This window comes from Micromonospora sp. DH14 (assembly GCF_029809455.1).
GTDB classification, from domain to species: Bacteria; Actinomycetota; Actinomycetes; order Mycobacteriales; family Micromonosporaceae; genus Micromonospora; species Micromonospora parva.
Genome location: NZ_JARVKT010000018.1, coordinates 55518 through 70313 on the forward strand (window position 1 = coordinate 55518; position 14796 = coordinate 70313).

Consider the following 14796-nt stretch of genomic DNA (forward strand, 5'->3'; position numbering starts at 1 on the left):
TCGAAGAAGGAGTGGCCGTCATGGCGGTGTCCCGCCGCAGGTTCGTCACATCGGTACTGGCCGGGTCCGCCCTCGCCACCGCCTCCACCACCGAGCTGCTCACCACAATGGCCGGCCCCGCGCACGCCGCCAGTCCCCCCGGGGACGTGGTCGGCAAGGTGACCGTCGGCTACCAGGGCTGGTTCAGCGCCCCCGGCGACGGCGCGCCGATCGGCGGGTGGTGGCACTGGAGCCGCGACCGGTTCCAGCCGCCCTCGCCCGCCAACACCACCATCGTGTCCTGGCCCGACATGCGGGAGTACACCCGCAGTTACCCCACCGCGTACCCCAACCTGGGCAACGGCCAGCCGGCCACCCTCTTCTCCTCGTACGACCAGCAGACGGTGGACACCCACTTCCGCTGGATGCAGGAGTACGGCTGCGACACCGCCGCCCTGCAACGGTTCAACCCGATGGGGGACGAGGGCCCGACCCGCGACGCGATGGCGCAGAAGGTGCGCTCCGCGGCCGAGCGGTACAGCCGCAAGTTCTACATCATGTACGACGTCACCGACTGGTTCAGCTTCCAGTCGGAGATCAAGACCGACTGGACGACGAAGATGGCGGCGCACACCGCGTCGTCCGCGTACGCCCGGCAGAACGGCAAGCCGGTCGTCTGCATCTGGGGCTTCGGGTTCAGCGAACCCAGCCGGCCCTTCACCCCCGGGCCCTGCCTGGAGGTGATCAACTGGTTCAAGGCGCAGGGCTGCTACGTCATCGGCGGCGTGCCCACCTGGTGGCGGCAGGGCATCGAGGACTCCCGCCCCGGCTTCCTCGACGTCTACCACGCCTTCCACGCGATCTCGCCGTGGATGGTCTACCGGGCCAGGACGGTGGAGGAGCTGGACTCGTACTACAACAACGTCAACGTCGGCGACATGGCCGACTGCGCGGCCCGCGGCATCGACTACCTGCCCTGCGTGATGCCCGGCGACCTGGCCGGTGGGCACCGCAAACACGGCGACTTCTACTGGCGGCACATCTACAACATGGTCCGGCTCGGCTCCCAGGGCCTGTACGTGTCCATGTTCGACGAGTACAACGAGGGCAACCAGATCGCCAAGACGTCCGAGACCCAGGCCACCACCCCGGCCGGCGCGAACATCCGCGCCCTGGACGAGGACGGCGTCGCCTGCTCCGCCGACTACTACCTGCGGATCACCGCCGACGGCGGCCGGATGCTCAAGGGGCAGCTCGCCCTCACCGCCGTCCGGCCCACACCGCCGATGGTCGGCACCCCGCCCCCGACCGGCGGTGACCTCGCGGCCGGGCGGTCCACAGCGGCCAGCAGCCAGAACGGCCCGTTCCCGGCGTCGAACGCCGTCGACTCCGACGCCGGCAGCTACTGGGAGAGCGGCGGCGGCGCGTTCCCGCACTGGTGGCAGGTCGACCTCGGCGCCAACCACCAGGTCAACAAGCTCGTCGTGCGGCTGCCCGCCGGCTGGGGCGCGCGTACCCAGACCATCACGGTGCAGGGCAGCGTCGATGGCAGCTCCTTCTCGACCATCGCCGCCGCCTCCGCGTTCACCTTCGACCCGGCCACCGGCAACACCGTGACGCGCACGCTGACGACCACCACGGCCCGCCACATCCGGCTCAGCATCGCCGGCAACACCGGCTGGCCGGCGGGCCAGCTCGCCAAGGTCGAGGTGTACGCCGGCAGCACCGTCCCGGACAACCCGCCGACCGCCCCGAGCGGCCTCGCCGTCACGGGCAAGACGTCGACGAGCGTGTCCCTGTCCTGGACGGCCGCCACCGACGACACCGGGGTGACCGGTTACCAGGTACGCCAGGGCGGCACGGTGGTCGCCACCGTCACCGGCACCACGGCGACGGTTAGTGGGCTCAGCGCCTCTACCGCGTACACGTTCACCGTCGTCGCCCGCGACGCCGCCGGCAACACCTCGACCGCGTCGAACGCCGTCACCGTGACCACCGACGCCGCAGCCAACTCGGACCTTGCCCGGGGCCGATCCACGTCGGAGAGCAGCCACGTCCAGAGCTACGGGTCGGGCAACGTGGTCGACGGTGACCCGAACAGCTACTGGGAGAGCGCCAACGACGCGTTCCCGCAGTGGGTCCAGGTCGACCTGGGTGCGACGCGCACGGTCGGGCGGGTGGTGTTGAAGCTGCCGCCGTCGTCGGCGTGGGGCGCTCGGACGCAGACCCTGTCCGTGCACGGGAGCGCCGACGGGGGCAGCTTCGGCACGCTCGTCGGCTCGGCGGGGCGGACGTTCGACCCTGCCAGCGGTAATCAGGTGACGCTGACGTTCACCGCCGCGCAGGCGCGCTACGTGCGGATCACCGTCACGGGTAACACGGGCTGGCCGGCTGGGCAGTTGTCGACGCTGGAGGTCTACGCCAGCTGATTGGACGTGGGCGGCCGCCGGACGCCGACCGGCGGCCGTCCATCTCATCGAGCGGACGCGAGCCGCCCTTCGACCAAGGTCCTCGTCATTCTGGCCTGCTCAGCCCCGAGAGCCGTGGTCGGCGGGAGGCGGGACGGCAACAGCCTGCCGCTGGCCTTTCCGTCCTTGATCAGCCGGCATGGCAGTATCTCGGCCGTGACCAAAGCCGAGCGGGCTGCGCATCGCAGTGATCATGCCTGGCCGCGTGGAGCGGGACCATTCTCCCTAGTCGCTGGCCTGGCCGCGATCGCATTTGGGGTCGCAGTGACCGCAAGCTCTGCACAGGTCCTCACATCGGCGCTGTGTCTGCTTGCGGGTCTGCTGATCGGATCGTGGGGAGGCGCACTCTTTGCTGGGCTCGTCGGCGGACTTCTTCTCGCCAACGTCTGGGCCATCCAGGGTGCGAGGGCAACCCGTCGACGGTGATGGCGCGGCCGACATCACGTCCTAGCACGCCCGATCCATGCCCGATAAAGCGGCGAGTAAGCACGCCGCTTGTAGACCCCTTGATCAGCTCTGTGAGCCAGTGGGCGACGGACGACGCGACCTGCACGACCGGATTGTGTTCACCCAGTATGCGACCGAGGCCCTGCCTCGTGTTCTGCTCCGTGAACTGAAGACAGCGCGACAATCGAGCCGCCAGCAAGATACAGCGGAACCTGTTGTTCACGCGCGCTCATCGCCGCGTGGACTCGTATGGCGACGTTGTCGGGAAGACGGTGCTCGGCCTCCCGAGGCGAGAAGAAGGCAGCGTCCTCTAACTCCTCTCTCGGCAGATCGAGACGATCGAGGCTGGCAACGGACCCGCAGTCGAACGTGAAGCTGACAATTGCCCGTGGCCGCTGCCCGGCGGGCGGTGCCCAGTCCACTACGAGAAGGTCACCCACCACCACGGAGATCCCCAACTCCTCTCGGATCTCACGGGCGCAGGCATCATGTGGGTACTCGCCATCTTCGACGTAGCCGCCGGGGAAGGCCCAGTGGTCGCGGTACGTGGGTTTGACGAGCAGCACGTTGCCGGCCGGGTCGGTGATGAAGGCAGCGGCGGCGGCGTAGAAGGAAGCCAGGTTGGCGTACCACGTGGCGGGCTCCGTCCATGTCACCTCGGTGACGCTAGCGGACGAGCCCAGGTGGGGCTCTCGCGCTACGCGGCTGTCGGCAGGGCCGCGAGGCTATGCAGCACTTCGTTGACCTGGGGCGACGCCTGCTGAGGGCTGAGCACCGCACTCAGTTCGCGGACGCGCTGTTGAACACGTGCCGAATGGATATCCGAGGCGTGCTGTGCCAGCTTCCGACCCCAGATGCAGGCGGCGTCTGTGTCCCCGGCGCGGGCATGGGTCACGGCGAGGAGAGCGGTGTGCAGGGCGCGCGTACGGGTGTTTTCGCTGGCAAGGGTGAGAGCGTCGGGGGCGTGGTTAAGGGCCTGCGAATACAGCTGTAGGTCACCGAGGCACCTCAACGCGGCTCCGGCGAGGTGGGCCGGGCTGAAGTAGGTGACCCAGCGCGGACCGGGGGCTGCGCCTGTGCGGTCGAGGGCACGCTCGGCTCTGGCGAGCGCGAGTTGGCAGCCACGTCGCTCGCCGGACTGCCCGTAGGCGGTCGCGGCGGTGGCGTGCAGCCGAGCCAGCACGGCGGCCGGCGCCCGCCCTGCCCCGTCGATGGCCGCTTCGGCGAGCCGGGCCGCGTCCCGGGAATGGCCCAGGTGCACGGCCTGGGTTGCGAGGTTGGCCAGCAGGTGAGCGCCGTAGAGGCGGTCATCGGCGGCCTTGGCGAGCCGCAAGGCAACGGTCACGTGTTGTTGGGCGGTGGCGTGGTCGCCCGCGTCGTAGGACATGAAGGCGAGCTGCCCGCACAATGTCGCAGTTGCCCGCATGAGGTCGCGTCCCACGGCCTCGGTGTAAGTGCCGTGCAGCATGGGTACGACCTGGCGAACGAGGAAGTCGGCCATGAGCGCGCGGGTGCGCGAGGAGCCGCTGCCGTGACGTCGGTCGAGATCGGTGAAGTGGTCCGCGAGCGCGTACAGCGACTGGACGTCGGTAGGGGTGACTTGCTGTCGGCCGCTCCGGCTGGCCGTCTCGTCGGGCAGGTCATACCGCCAACCGAGTGCCGCCTGTAGTGCTTTGCCGGTATCGAACGCCCCGCTGACTTGTGGGTTGAGGCGCCTGGCGAGTCTCGTCCAGATCTGCTCGGCGGTACCTATCGCGCTATCAACGGACCCGGGATAGACGCAGGTTCCGATGTTTTCGGCGTGTCCGAAGCCCAGTTCCGTAACAGGGACGGAGCGACCGAGCTTGCGGGTTAGCGTCTCGGCCATGGCGGCCTGGACGTGTTCGCCTGGCCGGCGACCGCGTAACCACCAGTAGACGCTGGCGGCGTCGTATCGCCAGGTGCCCTGGTCGCGGCCCGCGTGATTGAGCTGGCGGGCGAAGGCAGCGTGCGCGTTGCCGTAGCCAGCGGCAAGCAGCAGCCCCTCGAACGCCGCGTTCGTCACCGGTCGCGCCATGGGTCCGCCTCCAGGCATCAGTCAACTACAACTAGTGACGACCCTAAGGGTTGTCGAGGTCCTATGGGGACCGGCGCAACCCTGCGCAACCCACGTCCTGAGCAGCGCAATCGCACGCATTGCTTGCCATCTGGTCCGTCGATCGGCAACCGGCTTCGGTGATTGCAGGAGTCCTGGGTAGCCGACCAAATCTGAACGTCGCGCCCGGGTTTGCGGAGGTGGTCATGCAGGGCGACGAGTCAGCGAGCAGGGGCGAAGAGTCAGAGGCGGCCGAGCGGGAGGCTGCCAAACAGCGCCTTCTGGCTCGGGCCGAGGAAGAGCGCGTGCCGGTGGAGGACACCACTCGGGCGGTCCCGGACCGGCGGTGGCGGCGTGAGCAGCGATAACCTCCCGATCGGCCGCCGCGTCGCCCGCTGGCGAGTGCGGCGGTCGATGACGCAGCAGATGCTCGCCGATCGGCTGCGCAGGTCGAAGAGTTGGGTGGACAAGATTGAGCGGGGTGCCCGCGCTCTGGACCGGTACTCGGTGATTCAGGAGGTGGCCCACGTCCTGCGGGTCGACCCGGAGGTGCTGCTCGGCCAGCAGCGCAGCACCCCGGCGGGCACGCCGGAGGGGGTGGACGACATCCGCGCCGCCCTCGCACGCTACGACATCCCGCAAGCCGCGCAGCAGACGGACGAGCTGAGGAGGCAGGTCGGGTACGCCTGGTTGAGCTACCAGCACGCGCACTACGGCCAGTTGGTAAGGCTCCTGCCGAGTCTGCTCGACGCAGCCCAGGCCGCCCAGGCACAGGAGTTGCGGGTGCAGGCGTACCGAATCACCTCGTCGTTGCTGGTGAAGCTCGGCGAGGCCGACCTCGCGTGGCTGGCCGCCGACCGGGCGATGTCCGCCGCCGGCGACGACCCGATCCTGGCCGCAACGGCGACCATCTCGGTAGCCCAGGCGCTCCGCGCCTCCAGCCGCGACCGCCTAGCCCTGACCGTGACCCAAACGGCGGCGAACCGCATCCTCCCGCCCCTCTCCCACCCGGCTGATCATGAGGTTGGCGGGCTTCGTGGAGATCAAATCGCCCGCCAACCTCATGATCAACGAGGCGAGGGCGAGGGCGAGGGCAAGGGTGCGCCCTCGCGGCAGCGGTCGGCGGGGGATTGGGCGGTAGGTGGGACCCTGCTGGTGCAGGCCGCTCTCGCCGCCGCTGGCTGCGGTGAGCACCGTCGCGCTGACGCGCTGATCGACCGGGCCGCTGGCGTCGCCGCCAGCCTGAGGGGGTACGACGACCCGCATCGCATCAGCTTCGGCGCGACCGCCGTCGAGTTGGCCCGGGTACTGGTGGCGGCTCAGCGGGGTGACGCCGTCGAGGCGTTACGACGGCACTCGACAATCGTGCGGCGGGAGGGGTGGCGGCGGTTGCCGGCCGAGTATCGGGGCGCGTACCTGGTAAACGTCGCTCGGGCGTGCCTCCAGGTGGGTGACCTGCGCGGGGCTGCTCGCGCGCTTGTCGACGCGGACAGTGTCGCGCCGGCTGAGGTTCGGTGCCGGTCGTTGGCGCGTACCGTGATCGCCGATGTCGCCCGCGCGCAGCCGGCACCGGCCGGCGTGGCGCGACTGGCCACGGTGGTCGGCCTCACCCGCTGATGGACGAGCGCAGGCGCAGGTTGTAGGCCGGGCGTCAGTGCTCCCAGAGGTTTTCCGTGCGGAAGTACCTGGCGGTGAACTGCTCTTCCACGGCTCCGGTGTCCGTCTCGGCTGTCCACCAGCCTGGCCAGACATCGACGCCGGAGGGTGCGCTGATGGCCGTCAGGACGGTGGAGCACCGGTGGCAGCGCCGGGGTGCCGAGTCCCGGAACCGCCCGCCGCAGTCGCAGGGGCGCAGCCGTGCCTCAAGTGCCGCCATCAGCGTGGGGTAGGCGTCGTCCCGGGACGGCAGAGCGTCCGCGATGGCCATACACGTGCTGTCGTAGTAGCTGATGTCCACCCGCATCGGGCAGCTGTCGCAGTAGAGGAAGTAGCAGTCCAGAAGTGGCGAGTGGTCGAGGCGGTAGAGCCGTTCGTGGCACTCCGGACAGATGATGTCCTCACCGTTCAGCCAGTTGTCGTCGACGTCGTCCGCCTGGCCCATCGGTTGATCATCTCATGTGTCCGACGCCGAGGCGCGTCCGCGATTCGCGTTTCGGCGCTAACGAGGCTGACCGCGGCGGGCACTTCGCGGCGTGGGAGGAGCCGGACGTCTTCTCCGCCGAGGTGCGTGCCGCGTTCCGGCCGCTGCGGAACCCCTGACAACCTCACCCGCTGACGGACGAACGCCGGCGCAGGTCGTCGGCCGGGTGGATGGTGCGTACCGGGTCGGGCACCGGCCCCCGGCGTTGCCACTCGCGCGGGTAGCCCAGCGAGACCTCCTCGAAGCGCACCCCGTCGTGGAAGGTGGTGCGGGGGATGTGCAGGTGCCCGTACACGACGGTGGCCGCGCCGAAGCGCAGGTGCCAGTCGCTGGTGCGGACGGTGCCGCACCACTGGGCGAAGAGCGGGTAGCGCAGGATGTCGGTGGGTTCCCGCACGAGCGGGTAGTGGTTGACCAGCACCGTCGGCAACGCCGGGTCGCGTTCGGTCAGCCGGCGTTCGGTCTCGGCGATCCGGGCCGTGCACCACGCCTCCCGGCTGGGGTACGGGTCGGGGTGCAGCAGCATCTCGTCGGTGCAGACCACCCCGGCCGCGTACGCCAGGGCCAGCGACTCCTGCTGGGTGCGGGCCTGCGGCACCCGGAACGTGTAGTCGTAGAGCACGAACAGCGGGGCGATGGTGGCCGGGCCGCCGTCGCCGTCCCACACCGGGTACGGGTCCTCCGGGGTGAGCACGCCCAGCCGTCGGCACATCCGGACCAGCTCGCGGTAACGCTCCTCGCCGCGCAGGGTGACCCTGTCGTTCGGTGGCGTCCACAACTCGTGGTTGCCGGGTGCCCAGACGACGCGCGCGAAGCGGCTGTTCAGCAGCCCGAGCGCCCACTCGATGTCGGCGAACCGGTCGGCGACGTCACCGGCGACCAGCAGCCAGTCGCCGTCGTTGTCGGGGCGTAGTTCCCGCACGAACGCCCGGTTCAGTGGGTGCCCGACGTGCAGGTCGCTGACAGCCCGCAGTCGGGGCGGAAGGCTCACCACCCGAGGCTAGGCCGTCGCTACCCGATCGGAACACCCCTGTCCGGGGCTTCTGAGCGTGTCCGGACGCCCGCATATCCGTCGACCCGGCGGGAAAGCGCGGGGCGTCCGACAGCCCGAAACCGGAGCAGGAGACAAACATGCCTTTCATTACCGTGGGGACGGAAAACTCCGCGCCCATCGACCTGTACTACGAGGATCACGGTTCCGGTAAGCCGGTGGTGCTGATCCACGGCTTCCCGTTCAACGGCGCGACCTGGGAGAAGGAGACCACCGCGCTGCTCAACGCCGGATACCGGACGATCACCTACGACCGGCGCGGTAACGGCAACTCCGCCCAGCCGGCGTTCGGGTACGACTACAACACGTTCGCCGCGGACCTGGACGTGCTGATGACCGAGTTGGACCTGAACGAGGTGACCTTGATCGGTCACTCGATGGGCACCGGCGAAGTGGTCCGCTACCTCGGTAACTACGGCTCGCAACGGGTGAGCCGGGCCGTGCTGATCAGCCCGCTGCAACCGATGCTGGCCAAGGCCAACGACAACCCGGAGGGTGTCGAGAGAAACCTCTTCAAGGGTTTCCAGGACGCCATCCTGAAGGACCGCTTCGCCTATCTGACGTCCTTCTGCGACGCGTTCTTCAACCCGGACCAGAACATGGGCAAGCGGGTCAGCGAGGAGGCGTACCGGGCGCACTGGCAGATCGGCGCGATGGCCTCCGGCAAGGCCACCCACGACAGTGTGGACGCCTGGCAGGAAGACTTCCGTCCGGACCTGCCGAAGATCAATATTCCGGTGCTGATCATTCAGGGTGACCAGGACCGGGTGCTGCCCTACCCGGTGACCGGCCAGCGGCTCGGGCCGATGATGCCGACCGGCCAGCTCATCACGCTCAAGGGCGCGCCGCACGGCATCCCGTGGACCCACGCCGACGAGATCAACAAGGCGGTTCTGGACTTCATGAAGCAGCCGGCCAAGGCGCGTGCCTGACCCGTACCGGTAGCCGATCGGACGCCAGCGCCGTGAGGCGCCGCGACACCCGGCCCACGGTTCGCACCGGGGCCGGGTGTCGTCGTCGGTCAGGCCCGGCGGGCCACCACCGCGCCGTTCGCCCCCGGTGCGTCGAACGGCACCGTACGCACGTCGACGAAACCGGCGTCGGTGAGCCAGGCGGCGTACTCGGCGCCCGAGTAGTTGCGCCCGCCCTCGGTCTCGACGAGCATGTTCATCCCCATCAGCGCCGCCTCGGGTGGCCCGGTGCGTTCGTCGTTGAGCAGCAGTTCGCAGACGACGATCGCCCCGCCGGGCGGCAACGCCGCGTGGCACCGGGTCAGCAACGCCCGGTTCGTCGGCTCGTCCCAGTCGTGCAGGATCATGCTGAGCAGGATGACGTCGTGGCCCGTCGGCAGCGCCGGGTCGGCGAGGAAGTCACCCGCCACCGCGTCGATCCGCCCGGTAAGGCCGGCCTCCGCGATCCGCTCCCGGGCCCTGACGCAGACGTGCGGCAGATCCAGGACGGTCGCCCGCAACTCGGGCAGGCGGCGGCAGAACTCGATCGGGAACGCGCCGGCCCCGCCGCCGACGTCGAGCAGCCGGCGATGCGCCGAGAAGTCGTACGCGTCGGCCAACGCGCTGGCGGTGAAGCTGGACGTGGAGAACATCGCGTCCCAGAACTGCGCCAGCATCTCCGGGTCGGCGGTGTCGAACATCGACTGTTGGGCCTCCGGGTCCCAGGTCAACGGCCGATCCGTGCGCAGTGCCTCGCCGATGCGGTGCCACGGCAGGTAGGTGCGCAGGTCGGAGTAGCGGATCTGCGCGCCGAAGTAGTACGGGCGACCCTCGACCAGGAACTGCTCGGCCAACTCGGAGTTGCGGTACGCGTCGCCGGCCCTCTCCAGCAGCCCGAGCGAGGCACTGGCGGCCAGCAACAGGTCCGCCGGCCGGTCGGGCAACCCGAACTCGGCGGCGGCCTCCTCGACGGTCATCGTCCGCCCACCGGCCAACCTGGTGAACAGGCCGAGCTCGACGCCGGCCGCGAGGGTCTTGAACCCCCACACACCGGCCACCAGACGCATGAGGGGAGTGGGAGTGATCATGCCGACATGAGATCACAGATCGGCGCTTTCCACGATGGACGGTCACGCCCGTAGCAACGTCACCAACCCCGCGGCCACCAGCACCCCGGCCCAGAGCCGGTCCACGTTGAACCAGGCCCGACGCAGCACACCCACCCCGAACACCTGGTAGACCAGCACCGCCACGGCCAGGGCGACGCCGAGCATCGCCACGGTGTGCACCCCGGCCGCCGCGAGGCCGGACAGCGCACCCACCGGCGCGGCGGCCAGGTGCCCGGAGTGACCCCCGGGCACCGGTTCGGCCACCAGCACCGGCACCAGCATCAGACCCGCGCCGTGCGCTGACGACATCAGGAACGACCAACCGGCGAGCTGCCCCGCCGACAACCGCATCCCCGCCCACCGGAAGTGCCGCTCGGAGAGCAGTCGCCACAGCCCGAACGCGACCAGCAGCACGCCGCCGAGCACCGCGAGGGCGCTGCTCGCCGTCACCGACCGGGTCGCGGCGACCAGCGCGGCGACGATCGCCACCGAGGCGAGATGCCCCGCCGCGATCGGCGGCAGGGCCCGCAGCAACGCCATCCGGCTGCGCTCCTGAAGGCCCCGGGCCACCGCGAAGAGCCACCCCATCGCCGGGTTCAGACCATGGAACGCGCCGAGCGCGGCGAGCGTCGCCAGGGCGGTGAGGGTCACGGAAAGCAGTACGAGTCGGAGGAGGCGTCCCCGCCCTGCAACCGGGTCTGGTGCACACGCAGACCCCGGAACTCGTCCCCGTGCGGGAAGAACCGCTCATCCGGGGTGAGCCCACCGGCGTCCACGTCGACGTCGAGCTTGGCCAACCAGGCGCCCACCCCGTCGGGGTAGAACTGGTCGTCCCACGCGCCGTAGAGCGAGTTGCTGACGTACACCCGCCGACCGTCCCGGCTGACCTCGACCATCTGCGGGCCACCGGCCAACGGCTCGTCCGGCGCGGACGGGTGCGCGCTGCGGCGGACGATCCCGCCGAGGTGCACCGAGCCCGTCTGCACCGGGTGCAGGGGGTCGCTGACGTCGTACTGGCGCAGCTCGCCGGTGCCCCAGCAGGAGACGTAGAGGAACCGGTCGTCCACCGACAGGTCGATGTCGGTCACCAGCGGCGGCACCGCCCCGAACGGTTTGAGCAGGTCGGGCAGGTCCGCCGGGTCGGCCGGCTCGGCCGGGATGTCGATCACCCTGGTGACCGCCCAGCCGTCCCCGTCGCGGTGCCACAACCAGATCGAGGCGGACAGGTCCTCGACGCTGATCACCACACCGACGAACCCGTACGACTTCGTCGGGTCGTGCGCCGGCCGCAGCTCCAGCGGCATCTGATACGCATCGCCCAGGTCGACCCGCTGCACGTGCCGGCGTTTCGCCAGATCCCAGAAGTGGATGGCGTGCCCGTAGCGTCGGCCCAGCAGCAACTCACCGACGATGCCGTCCTCGATCATCGACGGGGTGCCCCACTCGCTGGTGACCAGCACGTCCTGGGTCAGGTGCCACCACACGTCGTACGCCAGGAACTGCGGACCCCGGTCGGCCTCCCACGCCCCGCGTACCTCGAACGTGGTGTGGTCGAGGATGGCGATGCCGCCCGGGCCCTCCGCGCCATCCGCGCCACCGAGCGCGGAGAGGTAGATGCCGTCCGGGCCGCAGTGCACGGTGTGCGGCCGCGAGTAGCCGGCCCGCTTCGCCAACTCCTCCGCCCCGATCACCTTGACGATCTGCGGCTGGCGCGGATCAGGCTGGGTGTCGAGCACGTGGATGCGCGACGACCGCAGGCCGGGCACGATCAGGTACCGCCGCTCGACGTGCGGGTGCGGGGCGGTCGGGCAGAGCGCGCTGCTGCACGCGTTCCAGCCGAAGTGGTGCAGCTCGTCACCGACGTACGGCAGGTCGGTCCAGCCGACGACGCGGCCGTAGTCGGCCGACTCCGGGTCGGTGTCCAGCACCACTATGGCGTCCGGACGCTTCGCCGCCCGGTCGAAGGCCGCCACGTAGGCGAGTTTCTCCGCCGGGGCGGTCACCGCCTCGCCGGGGGACGGGTAGAACGTGGGGTCGGGGGTCCAGCGGGTCATCGCGTCTCCGCTCGTCAGATGGTGGGAACGCCGAGCCGGCCGAGCAGGTGGCGGCGCAACGCGCCGAGGGCCGGGTCGTCCGGCGTACGGGTGGGACCGAGGTCGACGGGCAGGTCCGCGGCGATGCGACCCTCGTCGAGGAGCAGGATCCGGTCGGCGAGCAGCAACGCCTCCTCCACGTCGTGGGTGACCAGCAGGGCGGCGAAACCGTGCTCGGCGCGCAGCCGGCGCAGCAGGATCTGCATCCGCAGTCGGGTCAGCGCGTCCAGCGCGCCGAACGGCTCGTCGAGCAGCAGCAGGTCCGGTTCGCGGACCAGGGCCCGCGCCACGGCCACCCGCTGCGCCTGCCCGCCGGACAACTCGGCCGGCCAGGCGCGGTGCCGCTCGGCGAGACCGACCTCGGCCAGCGCCCGCCGGACACGCCCCGGAGCGTCCACACCGGACACGCCGAGCCGCACGTTGTCAGCCACCCGTTTCCACGGCAGCAACCGGTGTTCCTGGAAGACCACGGCGGCGGTGCCGTGCACGACGATCGTCCCGCTGGCCTCGCCGTCCAACCCGGCGAGAATCCGCAGGAGCGTGCTCTTGCCGGAACCGCTGCCGCCGAGCAGGGCCACCACCTCACCGCGGGCGATGCTCAGGTCGACCCCGGTCAACACGACGGTCGGGCCGAACGCCCGGCGCACCGCGTGGGCGGTCAGCACCGGCTCGGCGCCGTTCAGGTGGCCCGCAGTCCGCGACGCCATGTCAACATCCTCCTCTCCAGGACCCGCAACGCACTGTCGGATATCAGCCCGAGCAGGGCGTAGACGAGCAGACCGAGCACCACCACGTCGGTCTGGCTGAACTCGCGCGCCTCCATCATCAGAAAGCCGATCCCCGTCTGGGCGTTGACCTGCTCGCCGACGACCAGGCTGAGCCAGGCCGCCCCGATCGCCAGCCGCAGGCCGAGGAAGAGCGACGGCAGCGCACCGGGCAGCACCACGTGGCGCAGCCGGGCGGCCTGGCCCAGACCACAGGTGCGGGCGACCTCCACCAGCCGTTCGTCGATGTCCCGGATGCCGGCGTAGGTGTTGAAGTAGATGGGGAAGAACGCGCCCAGCGCCACCAGGCTGATCTTCAGCGACTCGCCGATGCCGACCCAGATGATCAGCAACGGCACCAGCCCGAGGTGTGGCAACATCCGGGCCATCTGCACCGGCGGATCGACCAGGTCGTCACCGAGCCGCAGCAGCCCGGCCACGGTGCCCAGGGCCAGCGCCAGCAGGCCGCCGATCAGCAGGCCCGCCCCGGCGCGGGTGAGGGAGTCCAGCAGGTGGATGCCGAGTGTGCCGTCCCGGCTCAGCCGCCACCCGGTGGCCAGGACGTCGCTGGGCGCGGGCAGCTTCTCGGCCGCCAGCAGCCCGGTCCGCGCGGCCAATTCCCAGCCCAGGACCAGCACCGCCGGGCTCACCACCCGCCGCCAGCGCCGGGCCGGCCGCTGACGACGGGGTACGACCGGCGCCGCGGCCGCGATCTCGTCGGGCGCCTCGACCAGCGTCGCCCGGGTCACTGGAACACCGCGCTGAACCGGTCGTCGACCCGCGATCGCAGGTCGACCGGGCCTGGGATGAGGTCCAGGGCGATGAAGCTGTCGGTGATCGCCTGCAGTTCGTCGCCGATGGCCGGGGTGACCGCGGCGAGGGGCTTGGCGCTGCGGGCCAGCGCGCGGCTGGTGACGTCCTGCGGAATCTTCAGCTCCGGCGCGAGGGTGCTGGCTCGCTCCTCGGGGTGGGCGATGCCCCAGTCGGTCACCTCGCGGTAGCGCTGCAGGAACGCCCGGATCTCGTCCGAGCGCTCGTCGAGCGCCTGGGGCGCGGCCAGGACGTACTCGCGGTTGCTGGCCAGGCCGGTCGCGTCGGCGAGCACCTGAACCCCTGGCTGCTCGGCCAGGGCGAAGTACGGGTCCCAGATCACCCAGGCGTCGATCTGGCCGCCGTCGAACGCGGGCCGCCCCTCGGCGGGCTTGAGGTACTTGACCTGGATGTCCTTCAGGGTCATGTGGTTCGCTTCCAGCAGCCGGACCAGCAGCCAGTGCACGTTGGAGCCCTTGTTGAGGGCCACCGTCCTGCCCTTGAGGTCGGCGAAGCTGCGGAACCCGCGATCGGCCTTGACCAGCACGGCCTCACCCTGCGGGATCGGTGCCGAGGTGCCGATGATGGAGAACGGAATCTTCCCGGCGGCGGCGAAGACGGGCGGTGCCTCGCCGACCTGCCCGATGTCGATGGAGCCGGCCTTGAGCGCTTCGGTGAGCGCGGGGCCGCTCTCGAACAGCGACCACTCCACGTCCGGTGCGGCGTTGCGCGCCTTCACCAGGCTCAGCCCGCCGAAGCGCTGGTAACCGATCCGGAGCTTCTGCGCGGTGCCGCCGGCATCGGCGGACCCACCGCACCCGCTCACCGCGGTCGTGGCGAGCAGCGCCACGGTGGTGAGCGCGGCCGTCAGAAGGCGCCGCGGGTGGCGAGTCGTCGATGGAGTGGGCATG

At 70.4% G+C, this 14796-nt stretch carries 13 protein-coding genes; 3 read left to right on the forward strand and 10 right to left on the reverse strand.

The annotated features are described in order from the left end of the window. Window positions 1-20 precede the first annotated feature (20 nt). Window positions 21-2408: a discoidin domain-containing protein gene (locus tag QCZ28_RS22235; protein ID WP_279518462.1), complete on the forward strand. Its 2388-nt coding sequence runs from the start codon at window positions 21-23 to the stop codon at window positions 2406-2408. 605 nt (window positions 2409-3013) lie between these two features. Here the strand turns inward: QCZ28_RS22235 and QCZ28_RS22240 are convergent. After that, window positions 3014-3550 carry an NUDIX hydrolase gene (locus QCZ28_RS22240; protein WP_279518463.1) on the reverse strand — a complete coding sequence of 179 codons (537 nt, stop codon included), beginning with the start codon at window positions 3548-3550 and terminating at the stop codon, window positions 3014-3016. A 41-nt stretch (window positions 3551-3591) separates the two neighbouring features. Beyond that, a complete protein-coding gene (locus QCZ28_RS22245; protein WP_279518464.1) occupies window positions 3592-4950 on the reverse strand; it encodes a hypothetical protein in 1359 nt (452 codons plus the stop codon). A 372-nt stretch (window positions 4951-5322) separates the two neighbouring features. On the opposite strand from QCZ28_RS22245, the gene QCZ28_RS22250 reads away from it, so the two are divergent. Continuing rightward, window positions 5323-6585, forward strand: a complete 1263-nt coding sequence (locus QCZ28_RS22250; protein ID WP_279518465.1) for a helix-turn-helix domain-containing protein — start codon at window positions 5323-5325, stop codon at window positions 6583-6585. A gap of 34 nt (window positions 6586-6619) precedes the next feature. Here the strand turns inward: QCZ28_RS22250 and QCZ28_RS22255 are convergent, their stop codons facing one another. Together QCZ28_RS22255 and QCZ28_RS22260 are read right to left on the reverse strand one after the other, a co-directional pair. Next, window positions 6620-7069: a hypothetical protein gene (locus tag QCZ28_RS22255; protein WP_279518466.1), complete on the reverse strand. Its 450-nt coding sequence runs from the start codon at window positions 7067-7069 to the stop codon at window positions 6620-6622. A gap of 163 nt (window positions 7070-7232) precedes the next feature. Then, a complete protein-coding gene (locus QCZ28_RS22260) occupies window positions 7233-8099 on the reverse strand; it encodes a metallophosphoesterase (RefSeq protein ID WP_279518467.1) in 867 nt (288 codons plus the stop codon). 140 nt (window positions 8100-8239) lie between these two features. Between QCZ28_RS22260 and QCZ28_RS22265 the strand changes: the two genes are divergently transcribed. Then, complete coding sequence (locus QCZ28_RS22265) at window positions 8240-9091, forward strand: alpha/beta hydrolase (RefSeq protein WP_279518468.1); 852 nt, start codon at window positions 8240-8242, stop codon at window positions 9089-9091. A gap of 89 nt (window positions 9092-9180) precedes the next feature. On the opposite strand, the gene QCZ28_RS22270 is transcribed toward QCZ28_RS22265, so the two are convergent. The 6 genes from QCZ28_RS22270 to QCZ28_RS22295 are packed head-to-tail and all read right to left on the reverse strand — an operon-like array spanning window position 9181 to window position 14795. Continuing rightward, the gene (locus QCZ28_RS22270) at window positions 9181-10197 is read right to left on the reverse strand and encodes a methyltransferase (RefSeq protein ID WP_279518469.1); all 1017 of its coding nucleotides are present in this window, start codon (window positions 10195-10197) and stop codon (window positions 9181-9183) included. A 42-nt stretch (window positions 10198-10239) separates the two neighbouring features. Further along, window positions 10240-10869, reverse strand: coding sequence for a hypothetical protein (locus QCZ28_RS22275; protein ID WP_030335430.1), 630 nt, complete (start codon window positions 10867-10869; stop codon window positions 10240-10242). Next, window positions 10866-12272 carry a selenium-binding family protein gene (locus QCZ28_RS22280; RefSeq protein ID WP_279518470.1) on the reverse strand — a complete coding sequence of 469 codons (1407 nt, stop codon included), beginning with the start codon at window positions 12270-12272 and terminating at the stop codon, window positions 10866-10868. Before QCZ28_RS22280 ends, QCZ28_RS22275 begins: the two co-directional genes overlap by 4 nt. A 14-nt stretch (window positions 12273-12286) precedes the next feature. Further along, window positions 12287-13018 carry an ABC transporter ATP-binding protein gene (locus QCZ28_RS22285; protein ID WP_279518471.1) on the reverse strand — a complete coding sequence of 244 codons (732 nt, stop codon included), beginning with the start codon at window positions 13016-13018 and terminating at the stop codon, window positions 12287-12289. Continuing rightward, on the reverse strand, window positions 12991-13824 hold the full coding sequence (locus QCZ28_RS22290; RefSeq protein WP_279518472.1) for an ABC transporter permease subunit: 834 nt from the start codon (window positions 13822-13824) through the stop codon (window positions 12991-12993). The genes QCZ28_RS22285 and QCZ28_RS22290 overlap by 28 nt, the downstream gene beginning before the upstream one ends. Beyond that, window positions 13821-14795, reverse strand: a complete 975-nt coding sequence (locus tag QCZ28_RS22295; protein WP_279518473.1) for an aliphatic sulfonate ABC transporter substrate-binding protein — start codon at window positions 14793-14795, stop codon at window positions 13821-13823. The genes QCZ28_RS22290 and QCZ28_RS22295 overlap by 4 nt, the downstream gene beginning before the upstream one ends. Window position 14796 lies beyond the last annotated feature (1 nt).